This is a genomic window from Bacillus sp. Leaf49 (assembly GCF_001426125.1).
Lineage (GTDB): Bacteria > Bacillota > Bacilli > Bacillales > Bacillaceae > Bacillus > Bacillus altitudinis.
Map to the genome: position 1 here is coordinate 135,152 of NZ_LMRK01000021.1, position 22,375 is coordinate 157,526.

At 39.8% G+C, this 22,375-nt stretch carries 24 protein-coding genes and 3 riboswitches; of the genes, 7 read left to right on the forward strand and 17 right to left on the reverse strand.

Annotated elements, in window-relative coordinates; genetic code table 11:
* Positions 1–120: 120 nt before the first annotated feature.
* Complete coding sequence (locus tag ASG46_RS13790) at positions 121–837, forward strand: DUF1836 domain-containing protein (protein WP_046343373.1); 717 nt, start codon at positions 121–123, stop codon at positions 835–837.
* 124 nt (positions 838–961) lie between these two features.
* The gene (locus ASG46_RS13795) at positions 962–1,156 is read left to right on the forward strand and encodes an alpha/beta-type small acid-soluble spore protein (RefSeq protein WP_008346135.1); all 195 of its coding nucleotides are present in this window, start codon (positions 962–964) and stop codon (positions 1,154–1,156) included.
* 39 nt (positions 1,157–1,195) lie between these two features.
* Here ASG46_RS13795 and ASG46_RS13800 read toward each other — a convergent pair whose 3' ends face one another.
* From ASG46_RS13800 to ASG46_RS13815, 4 genes are all read right to left on the reverse strand, one after another.
* Complete coding sequence (locus tag ASG46_RS13800; protein WP_056704860.1) at positions 1,196–2,389, reverse strand: anti-sigma-I factor RsgI family protein; 1,194 nt, start codon at positions 2,387–2,389, stop codon at positions 1,196–1,198.
* Positions 2,386–3,141: an RNA polymerase sigma factor SigI gene (gene sigI / locus ASG46_RS13805; RefSeq protein ID WP_008346139.1), complete on the reverse strand. Its 756-nt coding sequence runs from the start codon at positions 3,139–3,141 to the stop codon at positions 2,386–2,388. The genes ASG46_RS13800 and sigI overlap by 4 nt, the downstream gene beginning before the upstream one ends.
* A gap of 215 nt (positions 3,142–3,356) precedes the next feature.
* Positions 3,357–4,148 (reverse strand): TerC family protein, encoded by a 792-nt coding sequence (locus ASG46_RS13810; RefSeq protein WP_039169162.1) that lies wholly within the window; start codon positions 4,146–4,148, stop codon positions 3,357–3,359.
* Between the two features lie 32 nt (positions 4,149–4,180).
* Positions 4,181–4,351, reverse strand: a riboswitch (yybP-ykoY riboswitch).
* Between the two features lie 78 nt (positions 4,352–4,429).
* Positions 4,430–5,044: a DedA family protein gene (locus tag ASG46_RS13815; RefSeq protein ID WP_024719636.1), complete on the reverse strand. Its 615-nt coding sequence runs from the start codon at positions 5,042–5,044 to the stop codon at positions 4,430–4,432.
* Between the two features lie 248 nt (positions 5,045–5,292).
* Between ASG46_RS13815 and ASG46_RS13820 the strand changes: the two genes are divergently transcribed.
* Positions 5,293–7,716, forward strand: a complete 2,424-nt coding sequence (locus ASG46_RS13820) for an EAL domain-containing protein (protein WP_056704862.1) — start codon at positions 5,293–5,295, stop codon at positions 7,714–7,716.
* Positions 7,717–7,951: 235 nt separating this feature from the next.
* Here the strand turns inward: ASG46_RS13820 and ASG46_RS13825 are convergent, their stop codons facing one another.
* From ASG46_RS13825 to ASG46_RS21150, 3 genes are all read right to left on the reverse strand, one after another.
* Positions 7,952–8,416 carry a MarR family winged helix-turn-helix transcriptional regulator gene (locus ASG46_RS13825; RefSeq protein WP_088004396.1) on the reverse strand — a complete coding sequence of 155 codons (465 nt, stop codon included), beginning with the start codon at positions 8,414–8,416 and terminating at the stop codon, positions 7,952–7,954.
* Positions 8,417–8,773: 357 nt separating this feature from the next.
* Positions 8,774–8,938, reverse strand: coding sequence for a hypothetical protein (locus ASG46_RS13830; protein ID WP_008346148.1), 165 nt, complete (start codon positions 8,936–8,938; stop codon positions 8,774–8,776).
* A gap of 38 nt (positions 8,939–8,976) precedes the next feature.
* Positions 8,977–9,132 (reverse strand): hypothetical protein, encoded by a 156-nt coding sequence (locus tag ASG46_RS21150; protein ID WP_089374149.1) that lies wholly within the window; start codon positions 9,130–9,132, stop codon positions 8,977–8,979.
* Between the two features lie 192 nt (positions 9,133–9,324).
* On the opposite strand from ASG46_RS21150, the gene ASG46_RS13835 reads away from it, so the two are divergent.
* A complete protein-coding gene (locus ASG46_RS13835; RefSeq protein ID WP_007498778.1) occupies positions 9,325–9,654 on the forward strand; it encodes a MerR family transcriptional regulator in 330 nt (109 codons plus the stop codon).
* A gap of 245 nt (positions 9,655–9,899) precedes the next feature.
* On the opposite strand, the gene ASG46_RS13840 is transcribed toward ASG46_RS13835, so the two are convergent.
* A complete protein-coding gene (locus ASG46_RS13840) occupies positions 9,900–10,262 on the reverse strand; it encodes a cupin domain-containing protein (RefSeq protein ID WP_007498780.1) in 363 nt (120 codons plus the stop codon).
* 200 nt (positions 10,263–10,462) lie between these two features.
* Between ASG46_RS13840 and ASG46_RS13845 the strand changes: the two genes are divergently transcribed.
* Positions 10,463–11,326, forward strand: coding sequence for a LysR family transcriptional regulator (locus tag ASG46_RS13845; RefSeq protein ID WP_056704864.1), 864 nt, complete (start codon positions 10,463–10,465; stop codon positions 11,324–11,326).
* A 145-nt stretch (positions 11,327–11,471) separates the two neighbouring features.
* Here the strand turns inward: ASG46_RS13845 and ASG46_RS13850 are convergent, their stop codons facing one another.
* From ASG46_RS13850 to ASG46_RS13890, 9 genes are all read right to left on the reverse strand, one after another.
* Positions 11,472–11,870 (reverse strand): hypothetical protein, encoded by a 399-nt coding sequence (locus ASG46_RS13850; protein ID WP_017367106.1) that lies wholly within the window; start codon positions 11,868–11,870, stop codon positions 11,472–11,474.
* Positions 11,871–11,971: 101 nt separating this feature from the next.
* The gene (gene mgtE, locus ASG46_RS13855; RefSeq protein ID WP_007498785.1) at positions 11,972–13,330 is read right to left on the reverse strand and encodes a magnesium transporter; all 1,359 of its coding nucleotides are present in this window, start codon (positions 13,328–13,330) and stop codon (positions 11,972–11,974) included.
* Between the two features lie 207 nt (positions 13,331–13,537).
* A riboswitch (M-box (ykoK) riboswitch) is annotated at positions 13,538–13,701 on the reverse strand.
* A gap of 131 nt (positions 13,702–13,832) precedes the next feature.
* Positions 13,833–13,976 (reverse strand): hypothetical protein, encoded by a 144-nt coding sequence (locus ASG46_RS21155; protein ID WP_008346168.1) that lies wholly within the window; start codon positions 13,974–13,976, stop codon positions 13,833–13,835.
* A gap of 76 nt (positions 13,977–14,052) precedes the next feature.
* The gene (locus tag ASG46_RS13865; RefSeq protein WP_008346169.1) at positions 14,053–14,571 is read right to left on the reverse strand and encodes a PepSY domain-containing protein; all 519 of its coding nucleotides are present in this window, start codon (positions 14,569–14,571) and stop codon (positions 14,053–14,055) included.
* Positions 14,572–14,664: 93 nt separating this feature from the next.
* Entirely contained in the window at positions 14,665–15,354 is a 690-nt protein-coding gene (locus tag ASG46_RS13870) for a PepSY domain-containing protein (RefSeq protein ID WP_056704867.1), read from the reverse strand.
* Positions 15,355–15,420: 66 nt separating this feature from the next.
* Positions 15,421–16,770: an ATP-binding protein gene (locus tag ASG46_RS13875; RefSeq protein ID WP_056704869.1), complete on the reverse strand. Its 1,350-nt coding sequence runs from the start codon at positions 16,768–16,770 to the stop codon at positions 15,421–15,423.
* A gap of 3 nt (positions 16,771–16,773) precedes the next feature.
* Positions 16,774–17,460, reverse strand: a complete 687-nt coding sequence (locus ASG46_RS13880; RefSeq protein WP_007498794.1) for a response regulator transcription factor — start codon at positions 17,458–17,460, stop codon at positions 16,774–16,776.
* 199 nt (positions 17,461–17,659) lie between these two features.
* A complete protein-coding gene (locus tag ASG46_RS13885; RefSeq protein ID WP_008346178.1) occupies positions 17,660–17,863 on the reverse strand; it encodes a helix-turn-helix transcriptional regulator in 204 nt (67 codons plus the stop codon).
* Position 17,864: 1 nt separating this feature from the next.
* On the reverse strand, positions 17,865–18,167 hold the full coding sequence (locus ASG46_RS13890) for a hypothetical protein (protein ID WP_017367102.1): 303 nt from the start codon (positions 18,165–18,167) through the stop codon (positions 17,865–17,867).
* Between the two features lie 460 nt (positions 18,168–18,627).
* Between ASG46_RS13890 and ASG46_RS13895 the strand changes: the two genes are divergently transcribed.
* Entirely contained in the window at positions 18,628–19,587 is a 960-nt protein-coding gene (locus tag ASG46_RS13895; protein ID WP_007498796.1) for a S8 family peptidase, read from the forward strand.
* Positions 19,588–19,699: 112 nt separating this feature from the next.
* Positions 19,700–19,892, forward strand: a riboswitch (cobalamin riboswitch).
* A gap of 156 nt (positions 19,893–20,048) precedes the next feature.
* Positions 20,049–22,337: a 5-methyltetrahydropteroyltriglutamate--homocysteine S-methyltransferase gene (gene metE, locus ASG46_RS13900; protein ID WP_025207226.1), complete on the forward strand. Its 2,289-nt coding sequence runs from the start codon at positions 20,049–20,051 to the stop codon at positions 22,335–22,337.
* The last annotated feature ends 38 nt before the right edge of the window (positions 22,338–22,375 follow it).

Consider the following 22,375-nt stretch of genomic DNA (forward strand, 5'->3'; position numbering starts at 1 on the left):
AGTGAACAAATTGTGACGCACCGGTCCTATTTTAGTTTATTTTGCATTTTCATTAAAAAGAGATTATGATGTTGAATTAGATCAATAATCACGTTTTTGACGTACAAAATGAGGTGGAACATGGTGACTTTTAAATTAACGAGAATTGACATGACGAGACTTCTGTATTCTCTAAAAGGCGAGGGAGATCTGACTCCGCTTCAGCTTTTGAATTTATCTGTAAAAAGCGATAAGGAACATGAATATGATGAATTAAGAATCCCTTCGTTTTTTGAAAAACTCGAACGGCGGAAGCAAAAATCAGAGCACGGGCTTTCAACGAACGAAATCGTTGAGCTTGGCAACTTGTGTGAACTGACTTCTCTTAAATCGACAGCCATTCAAAACTGGATCAAGCGCGATATTAAAGATATGATCGGCCATCCAGAGCTTGGCAAGAAGTACTCCATTGATCAAGTCGTTATTTTATTAATTGTCCGGGATTTAAAATCAGTATTTGATTTTGATTCTATTCGTACGATCTTATCTGCCTTATTTAATACGATCACAGATCGAACGGATGATATTATCAGCCCCATCCGTTTTTATGAAGCATATGCGCACGTCCTTGATTTTATTTATCACCATACACATTTTCCATTAAAGGAAACAAATTTACGAGAAATGACAGAAGAACAGACGGACAAGCTCCACGAAGAGTTCACAGAATTGACGAAGCCGCAATGGCATTTGATTAAAGGCATTATCAGTTCTACCGTGTTCTCCGTTTTCACTTCTCACTTGCAAAGCACAGCGCAAGAAATGATGTTGAATACGCTTCAGCTGAAAAAGGCTTAAAACTGAGCCCGAGGTGACCTTCATCACCTCGGCTTTTTTGTGCAGCAATTGCCAGCATAATTGCAGGCTGTTTTTTTCAAAATAAGAAGGCGCAACAAACATGAGGTGAAAGGAGGAATATGTGATGGCAAATCGAAATCAACTTCTTGTTCCTGGAGTAGAACAAGCTTTAGATCAATTTAAATACGAGATCGCTCAAGAATTTGGCGTGAATCTCGGTTCAGATACAGTCGCACGTTCAAACGGTTCTGTTGGCGGCGAGATGACAAAAAGACTCGTACAGCAGGCGCAATCTCAAATGGGCCATTCAACTAAATAAAGACATGGTTAAATACGCCGGATCTATTCTGGCGTTTTTTTACTGTTCATATGTAGGTTCATCCCGGTTTTCACGGTATGAGGGCGGTGTGTTTTTTCCTTTTTGTTTGACGCCATTTCTGTTACGTTCGCCGTACGGACGATTCTGACCACTGTCGTTTTTTTTTACATGCTTTTCAGTATCACCACGTGATGTGCCGTTTGGATGTTTTTTTTCATTTGGATCAGTCGAGTGATTTTTTTTTTGCTCTTTGTCTTTTTCAAAAGAGCGATCCTTTTCTTCTTTTCCCTTTTTCTCTTTGTTGTCAAAATTAGGGCTTGTTTGGTGAGGCTTTTGAACAGCTCCTTGCTCTTCCCTCTCAACTTCCTTCTGCTCTTTGTCTTCGCCTTCAGGAGCTTCTTTATCAGGCTGCATCTCATCGCTATCGTCTGTCTTGATGTCTTCTTTTTTGTCTTCGTCTTTTTGATCTTCATCAGCATTTTTCGGCTCTTCTTCTTTGACAGCCTCGTCATCTGCTGGATCTTCATCTTCTTTTTTAACGTCCTCTTGTTCGTTGTCTTGCATTTCTTGATTTCTAATATAAGTTCCTGTTGAAATGCCTGCTTTTTGTGCCTTTTCTCTTGTTTCCAGGTCACCTTCCACAGTTTCCAGCTTATAATTGCGCTTTTGATATTCCCCCGAGATGGTGCTGATTTTACTTTTTACGTTTGTTTTGTATGTATGATCCTGCTTGTTTTCATAAACAGTTGAAATATAAATGCTTTTAGAGTCGTTCACGTATCCTTTTTTATCACAATCATCGATGATTTCCTGCACGACTTTGGTCATGTCGTTTTTTTCTAAATCTTTCATACTGGCCAGTACTTGCTTCGCATCTTTATTCAGCGGAGTGACACCGATCACTTGATAATTGTGATCGAGTTTCAGCTCAAAACTTGGGTTAATGTCAATCGTCATATATGCATATGCTTTTTGACTTGAGAAAGATGGCATCATAGTGAAGATCACGACAATAATTGCTGCAATTGATAGAATTCCTGCATTTAACGGACGTAAACGAAGCAGGTCAAAAAAACCGGCTCTTTTTCTTTCGAGACGTGATTCATTCGGAAACGTCACTTCTTGACCGATTTCATAGTCTTGCTGTTCATACTTTGTCCGCAGAAATTGTCCATCAGGGGTCAGCAGTGTGACATATTTTTTGTTTTTCTCTACTATAATGCCTCTTCTCATGAATTAAGCACCCCTTTAAGGTAATCTTTCAAATACACATAATCACCTGTCATAATGATCGCCATCGCAATAATATATTTTCTATTTCTCTCAATCGTTTTGCGGCTGACTTCCACTAGCTTTTCCAGCTGTTTGACTGGCAATTGTTTTTTCTGAAATAAAATGGTTCTCAGTTCATCGTGCTTAACGAGTGTATGGGCCACTTTAATGGCATTTTGTCTCGCATCCGCATGCTTTGGTGAATGCTCAAGCAGTTCTTGAAACGTAAGACCATATACTTTCAATCGTTCTTTAAAATGTTCAATCTCTTCTCTTCTATGTTCTTGTTCAATTAAACGCCTATATTCATTTGCAGAAAGCTCTGCTTCAATCATGCTTTGCGAGTACTCGCCATTCTCACTTTCTTGAAGGTCCATTTGAACCGTTGGCGCGTTTCTTGCTTCTTTTCGAATATAGTCGATTACTTTTCTTTTAATAATTAACTCCGCAAATGCAAGGAGTGAGTTGCCTTTTTCGGCAGAGTATTTTTCTATCGCTTCATTAAAGGCAATTAAGCCTACGCTAAATTCATCATCTTTTTCATCTATATATCGTTTACAAACGGATGAAACCGTCTTAGCGACAAATGGTTTGTATTGCTCTATTAATGCATTTTGCAGCTCGGTATCACCCTGTTGGATGTTGATTGCCGACTGCTCTAATGTTTGCTTTTTCTTTCCCTTTTTAAACAAAAGGCTAAGCAATGGTTTCACCTCAGTTCTCCCTATATTACTCATTTATGATAGCTAATTTATGAGGGAAGCGCAAAGGAAGAAATGAGGAATTCATTTCCTGTTACTCAATTGTGACATGTATTTCTTTATCTACTTTACAACGTTTCGTTTAAAAGCAAAGAAATAAGGGGGTATCCCCCCCTTTTTTGTAATATACGTGTTATGAAAATGAAATGATATTTCTTTCAAAAAACCTACTCTTCCAGCCGAATCTCTTGTTTTTCCTCGTTTTGCTGGCCGCCTTTTCTTGATGGACTTGATAAAAACCAGCCAAATGCTGCAATCGCGAGAAGGACCGTCCAGAAAATGATTTTCCATAATGTTGAATGAATGAAATGAGAGGACACGATCCCAATGGCTGGATGAGAAAGTGTATAGAGCGTCAGCTTCACGCCAACCCATCCGACAATGACAAATGCTGCTGTTTCTAGGCTTGGTCTCGTTTTAAGCAGTTTCACAAATACAGTCGCCGCAAACCTCATGATCACTAGACCAATGATACCGCCTAATAGAATGACAATAAATTGACCGCCATCAAGCCCGCCAATTTGCGGAAGATTTGTTGCTGGCAAAGTCACAGCTAATGCAACGGCTGCTAAAATAGAATCTACTGCAAATGCAATGTCAGCAAGCTCAACTTTCACGACGGTTGCCCAAAAGCCGCTTTGTTTCATGTTTGTGTCTGCTTCCTTTTTCTTAAATACGTGCGATTTTAAAATATGGTGAATCGAAATATATAGAAGATAAATTGCGCCAATGGCTTGAACTTGCCACACATCTACTAAAAACGAAATAAGAAAAAGAGAACCAAATCGCATGACAAATGCTCCCGCAAGTCCGTAAAACAATGCCTTTTTTCTTTGTTTTTCAGGAAGGTGTTTGACCATTACAGCCATAACCAGCGCATTATCAGCTGCTAAAATGCCTTCCAATCCAATCAATACGAGAAGAACCCACCCGTACTCTAAAATAATTGCTGCATCCATCATCATTCCTCCTTATTTTTTATCTATTGTCCCACAACAGACAAAGGCTTATGAATGCAAAAAAGACCTTTGCCTGTAATGGCAAAGGTCTTGCTAGACATGTGATATGTAAATCATGCCAACAAAGCCGATGGAATGAGGTTCCATGTAATGACGACTTTGTTTCCGGTGATAACCGGACGCTACTCCCCTTTGGTGGGATTAAGAATATTTAGATTACTTATATCATAATCAACAGACCCCGGATTGTCAACAGGTGACTTTTCATCTTCACCCACTGATTAAACCGTTGGTGTTTCTGTTTTTCTTTTTCTTCGTTTGAGCCACACGTAGACAACAAACAACAAGAGCACACCAATACCAATCGGCAATACATATGGTTCTAAAATGGTTCCAACCTCTTGCCAGTTCTCTCCAAGAACAAATCCTAAATACACGTACACAAATGTAATCGGCGTAATCGCCAAAAACGTATACAGGCAAAAAACCCACACATTCATCTTCGCAATCCCGCACGGAATGGAAATAAGGGTTCTGACCCCTGGAATAAACCGGCCGCTAAACGCAACAAATCCGCCATGCTTTTCAAAAAAGGCATCCGATTTATCAAGTGACTCAGGTTTCACAAAGAAATACTTCCCATATTTATTTAAAAAGGGTCTCCCTCCATAACGCCCTAACCAGTACAAGGTCAAGGGGCCTGCCACACCGCCAATAGAACCGGCAGCCACAACACCAATGAAGGCCATGTCCCCTTTTGAAACCCAGTAACCTGCAAGAGGCAACACCACTTCAGCAGGAACAAATTCAATGCATAATGCAAGAAAGATGCCGAAGTACGACAAATTCTTAAAGGCATCAGCTAATGAAATAATAAAATCTTCGATGTTTATCAATCCCTTTCACACATAATCAGTTTGACAGGCTATGCTTGCAAATCGTACCGTGCCACCTATTAAACGAATAAAAAACCAAAAATGATTCACTTTTCTTCGTTTTTTTACATTAAATTTGATTTTACTATAAAAAATGTTCAAAAAAAATGCTGAATGCCCTTTTTAAGTAAAGGAAAAGTGAACACAGGCGCCACTTGATCCGATATATTAAGTATATGTCTGTTTTTAGATACAGGAGGTTTTCTTACATGACACATTTAACAGGAAGCTACAACGGATGGCTTGTCTTTCTGTCAGTCGCTGTCGCCGCTGTCGCCTCCTACTCAGCTCTTCAATTAGCCAGCCGGGTGATCCAGTCGAGCGGCGCAAAGAAAAGAGTATGGTTGATCATTGGTGCGATGATCATGGGGATGGGAATATGGTCAATGCACTTTATTGGCATGATGGCGTTTCATCTACGCTCTGGTATCACATATGAAACACCCTTACTCATTTTATCGATTTTGGCCTCTTTTATCGGTTCTTTCATTGCTTTTTCAATATGTATTCAGCAGCAACTTTCCACAAGACGACTTTTGATTAGTTCGATCACGATGGGTTCAGCTATTTGCAGCATGCACTACCTCGGATTGGAATCAATGGCCAATGTCACCATCAGCTATGACCCTGTTCTCTTTTTTCTTTCGTTTTTTATTGGTGCGCTCGCTTCATTCTTTTCATTACACCTTTTTTTCCGGCTCCATCGCTCTGAGAAAAGGCGGGAGGATCAGCTGTTAAAAATAGCGGGTGCACTGATGATGGGCGGTGCTATTGCGGGCATGCATTACACTGGCATGGCGTCTTCGACGATGTTTTTTCATTCAGATGGTCAGGTCGCTACGGGTGGTTCTCTTGAAATGTCACCATTTAGCCTGTCCATTTTCATCGGCCTGATGACGCTTATCGTCCAATCACTCATGATTTTCGGCGCCTATATTGATCAACGGATTATGTCACAATCAGATCAGCTAAAAGAAAATGAACAGCGGTTCCAATCACTGATCAAACATAATATAGATGGTATTATCGTGTTATCTGTTGATCGAAAAGTGATATCGGCGAATGACCCAGGCAAACACATTTTGAAAATGTGCAATTCCTGGATTGGTGATGATGTGAGTCAATACGTCATGCCGACTGAGATGTGGGAAGACTTTATTTATCAATCAAAAAAAGCAATTACGCGTGAAGCAGAACTGAAAGCAGCAGATCGTTTTTATTATTATCATGTTACATACATACCCGTACACGTCAACCATACACTTGACAGCATTTATCTCGTTTTAAAGGATTTAACCCAGCAGAAGATTGCTGAAAAAGAAATTCATGTGATGGCACATTATGATGCATTAACTGAACTTCCGAACCGTCGTCACGGAATTAATCATTTAAATGATGTTTTATCCGCTCAAGAAGAGACAAAAACGTCAACGGCAGTTCTTTTTCTTGATTTAAATCGGTTTAAAATTATTAATGATGCCCTTGGTCATAACATAGGCGATCTGCTGTTGAAAGCCGCCGCAAACAGATTAACCAAATGTTTGCCTGACAATGGCTTTATTGCAAGAATTGGCGGGGATGAATTTTTAATGATCTTTCCTCACCTGGAGCATGGTACACATAAAATTGAACAGCTTTCGAAAAACATCATTCGCCAATTTGAACGACCTTTTTTCATTCAAAACCATCAGCTCATTACATCCATTAGTATTGGAATCGCCATCTCTCCGCAAAACGGAAAGAATGGCATGGAATTGATGAGAAAAGCAGATATGGCCATGTACTTATCAAAGAAACATAAACAAAGCCGCTATGAATTCTTTACTGAATCTATGGAGAGATTGAGTGAGGACAGACTTAATCGCGAACTGGAGCTACGAGATGCCATTCAAAGAAAGCAGTTTGTGCTTCATTATCAGCCGCAAATCAGCGCCAAAACAAGACAAATGACAGGTGTTGAAGCCCTTTTAAGAATGAAAGCACCAGACGGTTCTCTAAAATCACCAGAGGCTTTCATTGAACTTGCTGAAGAATCGGGCCTGATTATCGATATTGGAAGGTGGGTCATTGACACGGCATGTCAGCAGGCAAAATTGTGGTATGACAAGCAATTGAAAATCCCTGTAGCGGTCAATTTATCTGCTAAGCAGTTTAACTCTGAAGACTTAATTGATTTGATCAAACTAACGCTAAAAAAATACGACCTTCAACCATCACTTCTTGAGCTTGAAGTGACAGAAAGCATGACAATGGATAACATCAAGCAGTCAAAACAAGTACTGACATCTCTAAAACAACTTGGCGTCCGTATTAGTATTGATGATTTTGGTACAGGCCATAGCTCTTTAAGCTATTTGAAGGATTTGCCGATTCACCGTCTGAAAATTGATAAATCATTTATCGAGGATATTTTGAGTGATTCAAAGTCTGAGCAAATCACAGGGGCTATTATTGCAATGGGGCACCAGCTATCTCTAGAAGTCATTGCTGAAGGTGTTGAAACTTTTGCACAAGCACAACTTTTATCTGCGCAGGGCTGTGACGATCTACAAGGCTTTTATTATGCCAAGCCACTTCCAGCTAGTGATATTGAAAAATTTATCGCCTATCCTGCTCATCAGCTGGATACATAAAAAAGGTGCCAACCATGGCACCTTTCAGCGTGTAGACAAACCCTCGCATTCTTTGTCAGTCCTGCGTGCTGGTGCTCACGAATGACAAATTCGCTCCGCGCCAGTACTCGTCCTTCCTCGGACTGCAAAGGTTTTCTATCACGCTGGGCTGAAAAGAAGACAAAGGGCTAAAATCAAGTTCATTTTAGCCCTTTGTCAACAATCTAAAAGGTGCCAACCATGGCACCTTTTCGTTTTATCTAAATAACAAATGCTGACTGTGAATACCTGCTTTTTTCAGCAGACTAATTAATTGCTCCTGTTCTTCACGCGAAAGACCAGAAAACGCCCGCGCAATTCGAAGAGAATGGATTGGATAAATTTTATCCAGATAACTGCGCCCTTTATCCGTTAAATGGGCATAAACTGACCGCTTATCCTTTGGGTCCTGTTCTCTTTCAATGAAACCATTTCGTTCTAACTTGTCAATTACGTACGTCACATTCCCGCTGACAAGCAGGAGTCTTGAGCCGATTTGCTGAAGTTTTTGAGCACCTCTCGTATACAGTAATTCGAGAACGGCAAATTCAGTTGGATTGAATCCATGCTCCTTGCTGTCTCTAATACTGTGTTCGGAAACGCTTTTAAATGCCCTTGCAAAAACTTTGTAAAGCGTCATTGAACGTTCTACTTCTTCTTCATTAAACGATAGTCTCATCACATATCTACCTCTTATAATATTTTTTTAACTTCAAGGCTTTCTTGCGGTGCAGTTGGAGCCTTTCGTAAAAAATAGAAGTACGTTTTTGAAAACCCTTTCAACCACATAAGTGACTCCATTCGTGTTATGTATAAGATTTCGATATAAACTTTTAAAATCCTTCTTATTTTTCACAATCATCTCGAAAAAAAGCTTTTCCAGCAAACCATCATGTTACGACAAATTTTAACATAATCTGTAAAGGCTCTATATTTTCTTACATTTGATTCGTCAAATTTCTACAAAATTCAATATTGCTATAATATTAAACACACAAAAAAAGAACCCTTCATGTGACAGTGCACATGATAAGGGATGTTAAAGATAGCGATCGGTTTTGTTGAAAAAGAAATGATACTCTTTTTTTAAGTCACTAATTGTCATGTTCTTGGTCATATCAGGGCTATACACCCCAAGTGAGCAAAGCTGCTTCGTATAATAATGTCTTTCTTTCGCTAAAGCTTCTTTTAATATACGCCGCACGACATCTCCCCTCCTATCAATGGATATGGATCGGGTGCTTATGAGGACTTTTTATACAAATCATTTTGTACGGCTCTAAGAAGAGCATGTGCATTCTGACCCGCAACCTGCATGAACTGCTCCAGCAGTTCATCCCTCTTCACATCTAATGCGATGATTTCTTTTGCCATACGGATGATCTGTGTTTTCTCCATCAAGTGCGCCCCCTCCTTATTTTTTCTTTTTCTTATCATATATTCACGTGATATGATTTGCACTTTATATGTTAATTTTCCTTCCATTGTTTTTCGTTTTTTTCATTTTTGTGTTATATTATCTAACAAACGTTAGGTTTTTTTACTGACTGTTGGATATAATATGAAGAAAAGACTTGCAGGGGTGAGGATATGACGCAGGAAGATGTATCTTATAAAGATAAAAAAGTCATTTCAATCGGGATTGTCAGTGAATTAACAGGACTTTCCGTCAGGCAAATCCGATATTATGAGGAACGGAAACTCATCTACCCCCAGCGCTCAACAAGAGGCACACGGAAATATTCTTTTTCTGATGTAGAACGTTTAATGGATATCGCCAATAAACGGGAAGATGGTGTGCAGACAGCGGAGATTTTGAAAGACATGAAGAAAAAAGAACAGGCATTAAAAAGCGGACAATATAAGAAAAAGATGCTGGAAGGTCAAATTAACGCGCACTTCCGGTACAAGAATCGATGAACTAAATAACAATCGCTTACTCAGCAAAATAGACTTAGTATCTGATCGTCCTGAATATGAAACGATGAAAGCACAAACCGATTCTTGCTGAAGAGTTTATTTCAGGTAGTGAAAGCAAATGCGTTACAGCTCATCTGAATCATTGAAGCAACAAAACGAGGCAGCAATTGCAGCCTCGTTATTAGCTAAAACAACCATTCAACTATTTATCACCTAAGATACTTGATCTTTAACGATTTAGTTTTTCAAATTTGTTCAGGAATCGAAACAGTTCGTTCATTGAGCACATTCCCCGTGTTTAGCGTCGTTTTGGGTTCTATTAAGAGCAAGTGAACTTCTTCTTCAGCAATTGGCTGATGTTCAACTCCTTTTGGAATCACAAGAAATTCTCCTTCATTAAGCGTTATTTCCCTATCCCTAAAACGGATGACTAGGTTGCCTTTCCACACAAAGAACATTTCATCCTCATCATCATGGTGATGCCAAATGAATTCACCCTTAATTTTCACCATTTTCATGTATGAGTCATTCAACTCTCCACCTATTCTAGGATTCCAATAATCATTTATTTGCGAAAATTTTTCTTCGATATTTACCTTTGAAATCAATCGATTCCCCTCCTTATTAAATGGAAACGTTTAATTGCCACAGCTAAGAAAATCTCATTTTCTCCTCTCAATCAGATAAAAGGGACGCAATGAGCATCAACCTCTTCTATCATTTAGTTTACATACTTCATTGGATCACGTAAAATCAAAAAATAGCATATAGATCATCACAATTTATGATGCAAAAAAGGAGAGTTAGTTTGGATATTAAATCTTTGGAAGTATTTAAAGCCGTTGCCATTGAACAAAGCATCACAAAAGCTGCTCAAAAATTAAATTATGTGCAGTCCAATGTCACCGCAAGAATCCAACGTCTTGAACAAGAGTTAGGTGTACCTCTTCTCTATCGATATCATAAGAAAATATCTTTAACGCCTGCAGGACGTGAACTACTGCCCTATGTAAATAAATTGCTATATGATTACGAAGAAGCGATAGAAGCAGTAAAGCTTTCCTCTACTCCGCGAGGATCTTTACACATTGGATCTATAGAGTCCACCGCATCTACAAGATTGCCCAGCATTTTCACAGAATATCACAAAAAATTTCCACAAGTAGAATTGAGCTTGTATATGGCACCTACAGTCGACCAAGTTAGCGCTATCCTCAACTACAAAGTAGACGGGGCCTTGGTAGATGGGCCAATTCTTCATCCAGAAATCATCGAGTATCCTGTATTGGAAGAATCCCTCGTTCTCATTACAAGCTACTCCACGGAGCAATTCCAGGTAGAATCTATTTTACATGAGCCGTTGCTCTCGTCATTCGCCCATTGTATTTATTTAGGACGATGGCAAAAGTGGCTAGAGAACAACGGCTATCCTCCTATGAAGGTCATGGAATATGGTACGTTAGAGGGCGTCCTTAAATGTGTTGAAAGCGGGCTGGGAGTGACTATATTACCAAAATCTATGGTTGAATCTCGGGGGGAAGGCAAATTTACCTGTCATCCATTACCAGAACCACATCGAATCGTGCCCACTGTGTTGATCAGGCGACGTGATTCGTACATGACCAGTGCTCTGTCACAATTTATGGAGTTAATAGGCATTACGAATATGTGATCTGAGACAAATCATTGTTTTCATTAATAAGATCATGTGTGATAAAAAAAGAGGATAGATAGAGCGACATTCTTTCAGCTCTTCTATCCTTTTACATTATCTCAACTTATGCCTGATTTATCATAAAGCATATGAACGATACTTTTTATTTAGATGAAGCGTCAGTTCCTTCAACAACCCCTACAAAGTCAATTCGTACGCCGCCTTTTTCAGGATCTTCTTTCACCCGAAAGGCAAGCGCCTTTTTTTCTCCAGTGTTTGCATCTTTATAATTTGCATGAAAGACGTGGATGCTGGCTTCTTCCATTTGAAAATCTTCATAAGAAAGCGTCTCAATTCCCCATTCCTTTTTCGATTTAAGAATGTCATTTGGGCTTGGGACTGCGCCTTCGACATAGACATTGTCCATTTTTCGTTTATTTCCTTCAGTTATCGCTTCAAGCATATGCTCTGATGCCACCAGTCTTCTGTCTTTCCCCTCGTCTTCTCTTGAACATGCACTTAGCAAAACAATGCACATGAAAATGAATAAAAACTTCTTCATTTTTCTCTCCCACCTTCTCCTTAAAATGTAAAGGATGGAAGCGCTATATGCAATCTTTATTCAAAAAAGACTGTAAAACGTTACATTTTACAGTCTTTTGACTACATCAGTGTATGAAGAAATGCTGTTGCAATTCCAAAATAGATGAGTAAGGATAAAATATCATTCAATGTTGTGATCAGTGGTCCAGATGCAATGGCTGGGTCCACGTTTAATCTGTGTAAAATAATCGGCACGACCGTACCTGCCATTGTCCCAATAATCAGTGTTGCAAGAAGCGAGGAACCAACAACAAAACCTAAAATCATATTGCCCTGCCATACCATGGCAACGACCGTAATAATGATTGAACAAACAATCCCAATATAAATACTTGTTCTCAGCTCTCTGAAAATCAAGCGCATAATGGTTTTTTTCGTTAATTCTTCTTTTGACAATCCTCTAATGACAACCGCTAGAGACTGTGTCCCTGTATTCCCTGTCATACCTGCAATCATCGGCATGAAGAACGCTAAAGCAACGACTTGTTGCAAAGTATCTTCAAAATAATTCAAGATACTGCCTGAAATCAGCCCAATGAATAAGAGTAAAATAAGCCACGGAAGACGGCGGTATGCCGCCACAAATGCCGGTGTGTCGAACGTGATATCTTTACCAGAGGCAGCAAACTTTTCATAGTCTTCTCCTGCCTCTTGAATCACAACATCAATGATATCATCGACTGTCACAATTCCGACTAGGACATTGTTCTCTTCTACAACAGGGATGGCAAGGAAATCATATCGTTCAATGAGCTTTGCGATTTCTTCCTGGTCTTGAAAGGCACCAACGGCAATGACTCTTGTAAACATAAGATCCTGCACTTTTTCATCTGGCTCACCTAAAATAAGATCCCTGTATGAGAGTACCCCTACAAGCTGTTTTTGATCATTTATGACATATAAGTAGTTGATCGATTCGGCAATTTCAGCAAAGCTTTTCAGCTTCACCACGGCATCCTGAACCGTATAATGCTGCGGAATCCAAACGTACCGATTGGTCATGATCCGACCTGCTGTCTCAGCAGGATAATTCATGAGAAGCTGGACGGCCTTGGATTCCTCTGCTTCCATGTTAGATAAAAGCTGATCCTTCAGCTCATCCTCCATCTCATCAAACAAGTTGGCTAGATCATCGTTATCCATTTTGTTTGTGACGAAGGTGGCTTTGTCTTTCCCTACTTTTTCAAGAACAATCTCTTGATATTCCCGCTCCAGTTCACCCATCATTTCCGTCACGTCATCGACTGTTAAAAAGCTGAGAAAGCGGCCGCGGTGTTTTTCTGGAAGCTCCTTGAATAAGTAGGCCATATCATAAGGCTGAAGTTCTTCCATAATGTTTTTAAATTCTTTACGTTTTCCATCTCTTAGTAAAATAATGATGCGTAAAATGAGTTCATCGTACGTAATGTTCTGTATCATCGCTGTTACCTCCCCAAAATCAGGAGATACCCGAATCCCTTAGATTGTGCGGGGGTCAGGATCTCCTCTATCTGATGCGTCAATCTGATCTTTTGACATACTCTCTATGTGTCTCGAATCGGGATGATCCATCCCCACACCTCCTTTTCTCATAAAAAAGCACCTTCAACCGAATGAAGGCGCTTTGTAAGCATGACAAATAAACACTTGCTCCTTCAATCGTAGAGCTTTAGCACTGTATGGCATAGGATTAATCCAGCTGCATTAAAAATCACCTTATGTCGATGATTCCTGTTGACCCATTGGCGTCTTTGGACATTTTTGGGCAGCAGCGTATCTCCATACAGGAGCCTCACCTAACGAAGTCTCATATTGTTGACACACTGAGATTACAGAAAAAGCGCAATGATGTCAATAAGCAAGATGCCAAGTTTCCTGATGTATTCGCTTTCTTTTCAAAAAAAGAGCGATCGACAAGTTGACCATCGCCCTTTCATGTCTTTTATTCTTCTTCCGGCTGATTCATATCCTCTTGGGAGAGGAGATGAAAGGAATCATGCAAAAACAAAGCATATCCTTCTCCATCAGGATGGGGAACATATTCCGCACGATCCATCGTCTGTTCTTCTTCTTTTTTCTTCATCATATTCTCTCGCCTCCTTTCAAGTAGTTTGTCCCAATGAAAAAACCTTACACATAAAAGTGTAAGGTTCATTTATGGCTTAATCGTCCCATTCTTGCTTGAGGATTTTGCCTGTTTTAGCGGAAATCTCAAAATCAACTTCTTCGCCGCTTGGTGTCGTAATTTCAATTTCATACAAGTACACACCATTTTCTTTATCTAATTCTGAATCTGTGACTGTTCCTTTTACTTTTGCAAGGGCAATTTGTTCAGCCTGTTTTTTGGTGATTTTTACATTTTGTTTCTTTTCTTTGACTGGATCATTGAGCGCTTTGCCTGTTTTGGCATCGACATATACTTTATATTCAAAGCCGCCTTTTTTAATCTCGACCTCATATACCCATTTTCCTTTTTTACGCTCAAGATCTACATCATCTACATAGCCTTTCACAACTTTTAATGCTGCTTTTTCAGCCTGTTTCTTTGAGACAAATGAAGATTTCTTTTGTACCACTTGTTCGGCATTTGCCGTTTGATTTGTATTTTGCGCTTGAAGGGTGAAACCACCTGCGACAAGTGCTCCTGTGAATGCTGTAGCTACTAGTACTTTTTTTATCATATTTCATTCCTCCTCTGTTTGATTTCTCCTTTATCTTAAAAAAACAAGATGATAAAGGAAGGAAAGGAACATGAGAAAATCATGAGAAAATGATTAGTTTTCGTACGTAATGCCTTCAATATCTCCTGTATAAGCATTCACTAACACCTCTGCCTCTCTTCCATCCGGCAAATCGAGCTCTACCTCAAACACGAGCATTCCACTAAAAGTTTCAAGATCTGCATCATCCACTGTGCCGCCTACTTCTTTTACGGCAATCTGAATGGCTTCTTCTACCGTTATTTTTGTCAGCTTCTTTTCTTTAGAGGTTGGCTTTTTCTTTTCTGCTTCAATCACCTTGAACGTGTCTTTCTCAACATCCACTTGATACAGTTCTTTTTTTGATTGAATCGTAAAGATAAAGCGATCCGATTTTTCTTTCTTTTGAATCACGGTACCCTTCACTTTTTTCACTGCCACTTCTTCTGCTTGGAGTTCGGCATTTTTCTCAATTGGTTTTTGATAGCTCTTTAACTGTTTCATCTCTTTCATTTGACCGCTTGAGGAAGATGCAATGATTTGATAGATGCCATTTGAATTTTCAAGCGTCAATGTATAGTCCTGTTTATGGTCGATCAGATCAATATTTGTGATGTTTCCATTGTAGTCTTTTGCGATGATTTTTTTTATGTCTGCTTCGCTTAATATTTTTTTGTCAATGGTTTGAATCATGAGCATTGCAAAAGCCACAAGAATGAAAAGACATCCTGCGAGCGCAAGCAGCATTTTCAGTTTTCTAGACATGCAGCGCCTCCTTCCTATTTCCTATTTTATAAGGAGGAAATGAGAAATTGATGAGAAAAGACCTATTTATTTCTGAAAAAGAATGGTCATCACGGTTCCTTCACCGATACGGCTGTCTACCTTTAGCTCAGCCCCATGCTCTTCAGCAATTTGCTTCGCAATTGACAGGCCAAGTCCAGTCCCGCCCGTCTCACTGTTTCTCGCTTCATCCACACGGAAAAAGCGGTCAAAGATTTTCGGCAGATCCTCTTCTTTTATGCCAATTCCTTTGTCAACAACCGAAATAAACGGTTTCTCTCCTGCTCGTCCGCAGTTCACATCAACTGGCTCTGCACTATATTTAACCGCATTATCAATCAAGATGGTCAAAAGCTGTTTGATCTTCTCTTCGTCCCCTTCAGCAATCACAGGCTGATCGGTTTGTATATGAGTAAGGATGGTTCGATTGGTTGCCACTTCAAGTGTATGGCCGACTTGGCTGCACAATTGACCAAGATCAACCGGCTTCATGTCCAAGTAAAGCGGCTGCCCATTTTTCGCCAGTGTGAGTAGTTGATCTGTCAGCCTTTTCATTTTTTTCGCCTCATCATGAATGGCTTGAGAGGATTCTTCTACGACCTCTGGCCGGCTTTGCCCCCAGCGTTTTAGTAAATTGCTGTAGCTCATGATGACGGTAATGGGTGTTTTCAATTCATGAGAAGCATCGTGTAAAAATTGCTGTTCTTTCTCATAATGTTTCTCGAGAATTTCGGCCATTTCATTAAAGGTTTGACCCATTTGATACAGTTCATCCTTTGAATCGCCTGTTAATTCAATTCGTTTAAATGCCTTTTCTCTCATACTTGCTTTCATCGTATTGGTCATTCGGCTAATTGGGCGGACAATTTGTTTCGTTAAAATGTGGCCTGCAAAATAAGAAAGCACAATAAACAAAACGCCAGTAGTGATTAAAATCATTTTTAATAACGCCAAGTTCTCTTCTGTATTTTCAATTTCTTCATATACTTGCAGCGACACAATGTCCCCATTTGTCCAAATGACAGGGATAGCCGCAAACGCAATCATATGCTTATTGTATTCTTGAATTTCTGCTGTCTGACCAGATTCGTATGTAAAAGGAAGTGAGCTAAACGTAGATTCCTTCGTGACGGTCAGCTTTGATTCACCTTTCTCTGTGACGACACGGATCATACCATTTTGAGGCAGATACGCTTTCAGAAGCTCTGAAGATGGAAGGCCCTCTTCTTCTGACTTCTTTAGTGCAATCGCAATATTTTCAGCTACTTCCGACAGTCTGGACATATCTTTTTGCGTCAAGGTCATCGAAAAAATAAAATAAATCGCTGTATGAAACAGCAGCACCATTAAAAACAAGGACAACGATGTATAAAGCTGGATCTTATTTTTTAATCTCATGCTTTATCCTTTCATCACATAACCCACACCTCTCACTGTGTGAATCAATTGTTTTTCAAACGGGTAATCGATTTTTTTCCTTAAATAGCGAATATAGACATCAACCACGTTCGTGTCACCAAAATAATCAAAACCCCAAACAGCTGTTAAAAGCTGATCTCTTGTGAGCACTTGCTGCTGATGTTTCAATAAATGAACAAGCAGGTCATATTCTCTCGGTGTCAGCTCAAGCGTCTGACCGCCTCTTTGAATTTCTCTTGTTTTCTCATTCACCGTTAAATCTGCAATACTTAGCTCAATGTCCTTTTCCTCTTGCGCATTGTGATTGAACCTCAGCTGTGCACGAATTCGCGCTAATAATTCTTCTATGTCAAAGGGTTTTGTAATATAATCGTTTGCCCCAAGATCAAGACCACTGACCTTATCGGGAACACTTCCTCTTGCGGTAATCAAAATGATCGGTGTTGCCGTATTTGTCTTTCGAACCCTTCTAAGCACTTCAAGTCCGCTTAATTCTGGAAGCATGACATCTAGAAGCACTAAATCAAAACTCTCCTCCTCGAGCGCCTGGAGCCCTTTCATCCCTGTATCTTGGACTGTGACCTCATATCCTTCATATTCAAGTTCTAATGACAGCACTCTTGCAATTTTCTTTTCATCTTCGACCACGAGTATCTTCCCTTTGTTCATCTCTATCTCTCCTATCTGAAAGGCAAGCTTGTCTTTCCATTATTATATGTTGCCTTTCTCCATTGGAACAGTCACAATCTTCATATCTTATTTTTCATGAATGAGGAATTGTTATGTAATATGGTTGATTTTTATTTTCAGCTGAACCTTTCACATTACACAAATCAACAAAAAAAGCCTCTTTTCTGAGGCTGGTCCTTTACTTCTTTTTAGGTTGACTGACAAAAAGCTCATCTACAGTCGTATTCAAAACAGAGGCGATGTCAAAGGCTAATTGTAAAGTAGGGTCGTACTTATCGTTTTCAATGGCATTGATGGTTTGTCTCGAGACCTTACACCGTTTAGCAAGTTCTTCTTGGGATAATTTAATGGATTTCCTTAGTTCTCTTATATGATTTTGCAAATTAATCACCATATTTTTTTCTGTATATGAGTAATGTAACTAAATATATGACCGAAATCACAGTTAGGAACATGATGGGAGAAATCCCAACCCCCTTATCAGAATGGTTCCCTTGAGTCGTTAAAAATATAGACTTTGCGACTTCTAATAAAAGCATACCGATGACCACCATAAATGCATACGATTGAGCTTTTGAGTAGATAAATCTCTTTCTTTCATCACCCTTTTGAATCATAGGCGCGATAAAGATGAACAGTCCGACCACTAATAAGATGACTGAATACACAACTTTTACAACATCCAACGGTTAGTCCCCTCTCAATCAAAATGTCAAATACTTTTTACATTTCAATCATATCATCCACTTAAAAAATGTCAAATACTTTTTACATTCTATATTCTTTCGATCATTATAATGAAAAAACAATCATCCGCACATGGCATGTACCTTTTTCTTTTCTGTCATCATCTATCTTTTTATATGATTGCTTTTTCGCTCTGCCTTTTTTAGTTCTTTTCACCCATTTTCATCTATACAGGTGCAAGCTCACTATGCAGCATTTCCTTCTTTTTCATATGATACTAAGAGTTTTCCTCAAAAGGTGACTTCTTTCGGCAAGATATGAGGAGAACTGCACAATGAATAATTATTTGATTATTTGAAAAATTATTACAATTGACCCTTTCCGATCAAACATTTGTTTTATACAATAACATTACGCAACCTGAATCTACTTTGAAAACAAAATAAGGAGGGCTTTCTTATGAAAGGTGAAATTCGCTTAATTCCGTATGAAGTAAAAGCCAATGTGATGGAAGCGAAAGAGACGCCGGAAAGTATTCAGGAGATTAAAGCACCCGAACTTTGGTCAAGTGGCTTCAAAGGAAAAGGCATAACCATTGCTGTCCTTGATACAGGTTGCGACACGGAGCATCCCGATTTAAAAGATCAGATTATCGGAGGAAAAAACTTTACCGATGATGACAATGGAGATGCTGAGAATGTAAAAGACTACAACGGGCATGGTACCCATGTATCAGGAACGATTGCAGCAACGGATCAAAATGGCGGCATTTTAGGTGTTGCACCTGAAGCCAAGCTGTTGATCGTAAAAGTTCTTGGAGGGAAAAATGGCAGCGGGAAATACGAATGGATTATCAATGGCATTAACTATGCGGTTGAGCAGAAGGTTGATATCATTTCCATGTCTCTCGGTGGGCCAAGCAATGAACCAGAACTGCAAAAGGCCATCCAACATGCGGTAAGCAGCGGTGTGCTTGTTGTCTGCGCAGCAGGAAATGAAGGTGACGGAGACGAGCGTACTGAAGAGTTCTCCTACCCAGCTGCATACAATGAGGTCATTGCCGTCGGCTCTGTCTCTCTTGCAAGAGAATCCTCTGAATTCTCCAATGCGAATAAAGAAATCGACCTCGTCGCTCCAGGTGAAGACATTTTATCCACTCTCCCTAACCATAAATACGGAAGACTAACAGGCACTTCCATGGCTGCCCCTCATGTGAGCGGTGCACTCGCCATTATTAAAAATGCCGAAGAAGAAGCGTTCCAGCGTAAGCTGACAGAACCTGAGGTATATGCTCAGCTCGTACGGAGAACCCTTCCGCTAAAACAATCAAAAACCCTTGTAGGAAACGGGTTTTTATATTTAACTGCACCAGATGTGCTTCTTGAGAAAACATTGGAAGCAGAACTTTTGTCTCTATAGGTACATGTTAGGTCCTGAGAAAAGATAGAATTTTCTCAGGATTTTTTTAATTAAAATTATTCAAAATTTACTTTGACGAAATGAAGTGAACGTTATATAATCGAACACAATAAATTCATAGTTTGAGAGTCGGTAATTCGATCACACGTCGAATTTTAATTGGGAAGACCGGTGAAAATCCGGCGCGGTCCCGCCACTGTAAGTGAGGAGAGCTTTTCGTTAATAATCCACTGTCGTGAGGATGGGAAGGATGAAAAGCTTGCAGATTCACGAGCCAGGATACCAGCCGCTCTATCACATCAAACCCCCTACGGTTGATAGGAGATGTCGGAAAAGCGTTCGTCATTGATACTTACGCCTTCTTTCGCACACACATTTTGTCTTTTTAAACCAGACATTTGCCCTCATCAATCTTGACCATGAGTGTAAGTGTCTTTTTATATTTAGAGGAGGAATTGGAATTGACAATTGTTAAAACAAGTAATCTAGGTTTCCCGCGAATTGGTTTAAACAGAGAATGGAAAAAAGCACTTGAGTCTTATTGGAAAGGTCAAACTGACCGAGAAACCCTCTTAAGCACACTCGATGAACAATTTTTAGCCGCTATTAAAACTCAAATTGATCAACAAATTGACGTTGTTCCTTCTGGCGACTTCACCTTCTATGATCATGTGCTGGATACTGCCGTTATGTTCAATTGGATTCCAGAGCGCTTCCGCAGCTTGAAAGACCCGCTAGATACATACTTTGCGATAGCAAGAGGAACAAAAGATGCTGTCTCAAGTGAAATGACAAAATGGTTTAATACAAACTATCACTACATCGTTCCAGAATATGAAAAAAGCACAGAATTCAAACTCACACATAACAAACCGCTTGAAGCATACGAAAAGGTGAAAAAAGCGTTTGGTGTTGAAACAAAACCTGTCGTTCTCGGTCTTTATACATTTGTTTCTCTTTCTAAAGGCTATGAAGCCAATGAAGTGAAAGAGATTCAGCAACGCCTAGTGCCGCTTTATACTCAGTTGTTAAAAGAGCTTGAAGAAGCCGGTGTAAAATGGGTTCAAATTGATGAGCCTGCTTTAGTCACAGCTTCAAGTGAAGACGTGAAAGCAGTAAAAGCCATCTATCAAACGATTAAAGAAGCTGTACCTGCCTTAAACGTTCTCCTTCAAACATACTTTGACTCAGTAGATGCCTATGAAGAGCTTGTGACGTATCCTGTTGAAGCCATCGGTCTTGATTTTGTCCATGATCAAGGACGAAACCTTGAACAATTGAAAAAACACGGCTTCCCAAAAGATAAAATTTTAGCAGCCGGTATCATCGACGGCAGAAATATTTGGAGATCAGATCTAGGAGAAAGATTATCGTTTATTTCTGAAGTGATTGCTGACGTGCAGCCGAAAGAAGTATGGCTGCAGCCTTCAAGCAGCCTGCTACATGTACCAGTTGCAAAACATCCGAGCGAACAGCTTGAAGAAAAACTATTAAACGGACTTTCTTATGCCACTGAAAAACTGGCTGAATTAACGCTATTAAAAGAAGGCTTATCAAAAGGAGCAGCTGCCATTGATGCAGACATCCATGCAGCAAATGAAGCACTTCTGACGCTAAAAGAATTCGCGAAAGGAACAAATGCGGACCTGACAGCAGAGCGCAACAGCCTTTCATCAAAAGATTTTAAACGTCCAGTTGCTTTTGAAGAACGACTACGCATTCAAAATGAATCTCTTGAACTGCCGCTTCTTCCAACCACAACAATCGGAAGCTTCCCTCAGTCAGCTGAGGTGCGCAGTGCTCGTCAAAAATGGCGCAAAAATGAGTGGACAGATGCAGAGTATGATGAATTTATTAAAAAAGAAACAAAAAGATGGATTGATATTCAAGAAGAGATTGGCCTAGATGTACTCGTTCATGGAGAATTTGAACGTACAGACATGGTTGAATACTTCGGTGAAAAACTCGCTGGATTTGCCTTTACAAAATTCGCTTGGGTTCAATCTTATGGATCACGATGCGTAAAGCCGCCGATCATTTATGGAGATGTAGAATTTACAGAGCCAATGACAGTGAAAGAGACGGTTTACGCTCAAAGCTTAACAGAGAAAAAAGTCAAAGGAATGCTGACAGGACCTGTCACGATCTTAAACTGGTCTTTCCCAAGAACAGATATCTCTCGTAAAGACATTGCCTTCCAAATCGCTTTTGCTTTACGCAAAGAGGTAGAAGCGTTAGAAGCAGCGGGTATTCAAGTGATTCAAGTGGATGAACCTGCGCTAAGAGAAGGTCTTCCTTTAAAAGAGAGTGATTGGGCAGCATACTTAAACTGGGCAGCAGAGTCATTCCGTCTATCGACATCGTCTGTTCAAAATGAAACGCAAATTCATACACATATGTGCTACAGCAACTTCGAGGATATTGTTGATACGATTGAAGACCTTGATGCAGACGTGATTACGATTGAACATTCACGCAGTCATGGCGGGTTCCTCGATTATTTAGAAAAACACCCGTATTTGAAAGGTCTTGGACTTGGGGTATATGACATCCACAGCCCGCGCGTTCCATCTGTTGAAGAAATGAGTAAAATCATTGATGATGCACTGAACGTATGTCCGACAGATCGCTTCTGGGTCAACCCTGACTGTGGACTGAAAACAAGACAAGAACCTGAAACCATTGCTGCTTTGAAAAACATGGTGACAGCTGCTGAAGTCGCTCGTAAAAAGCTAGCGCAGCACGCATAATGGACTCACTCTTCCCCTGCTGAACATTTGGCAGGGGT

Bases quoted from the DNA above. Each gene is read 5' to 3' on its own strand.
- ASG46_RS13790 (WP_046343373.1), top strand. From the start codon at position 121: ATGGTGACTTTTAAATTAACGAGAATTGACATGACGAGACTTCTGTAT.
- ASG46_RS13795 (WP_008346135.1), top strand. From the start codon at position 962: ATGGCAAATCGAAATCAACTTCTTGTTCCTGGAGTAGAACAAGCTTTA.
- ASG46_RS13800 (WP_056704860.1), bottom strand. From the start codon at position 2,389: ATGAGAAGAGGCATTATAGTAGAGAAAAACAAAAAATATGTCACACTG.
- ASG46_RS13810 (WP_039169162.1), bottom strand. From the start codon at position 4,148: ATGGATGCAGCAATTATTTTAGAGTACGGGTGGGTTCTTCTCGTATTG.
- ASG46_RS13820 (WP_056704862.1), top strand. From the start codon at position 5,293: ATGACACATTTAACAGGAAGCTACAACGGATGGCTTGTCTTTCTGTCA.
- ASG46_RS21150 (WP_089374149.1), bottom strand. From the start codon at position 9,132: ATGGAGAAAACACAGATCATCCGTATGGCAAAAGAAATCATCGCATTA.
- ASG46_RS13835 (WP_007498778.1), top strand. From the start codon at position 9,325: ATGACGCAGGAAGATGTATCTTATAAAGATAAAAAAGTCATTTCAATC.
- ASG46_RS13850 (WP_017367106.1), bottom strand. From the start codon at position 11,870: ATGAAGAAGTTTTTATTCATTTTCATGTGCATTGTTTTGCTAAGTGCA.
- mgtE (WP_007498785.1), bottom strand. From the start codon at position 13,330: ATGATACAGAACATTACGTACGATGAACTCATTTTACGCATCATTATT.
- ASG46_RS21155 (WP_008346168.1), bottom strand. From the start codon at position 13,976: ATGATGAAGAAAAAAGAAGAAGAACAGACGATGGATCGTGCGGAATAT.
- ASG46_RS13865 (WP_008346169.1), bottom strand. From the start codon at position 14,571: ATGATAAAAAAAGTACTAGTAGCTACAGCATTCACAGGAGCACTTGTC.
- ASG46_RS13870 (WP_056704867.1), bottom strand. From the start codon at position 15,354: ATGTCTAGAAAACTGAAAATGCTGCTTGCGCTCGCAGGATGTCTTTTC.
- ASG46_RS13875 (WP_056704869.1), bottom strand. From the start codon at position 16,770: ATGAGATTAAAAAATAAGATCCAGCTTTATACATCGTTGTCCTTGTTT.
- ASG46_RS13880 (WP_007498794.1), bottom strand. From the start codon at position 17,460: ATGAACAAAGGGAAGATACTCGTGGTCGAAGATGAAAAGAAAATTGCA.
- ASG46_RS13895 (WP_007498796.1), top strand. From the start codon at position 18,628: ATGAAAGGTGAAATTCGCTTAATTCCGTATGAAGTAAAAGCCAATGTG.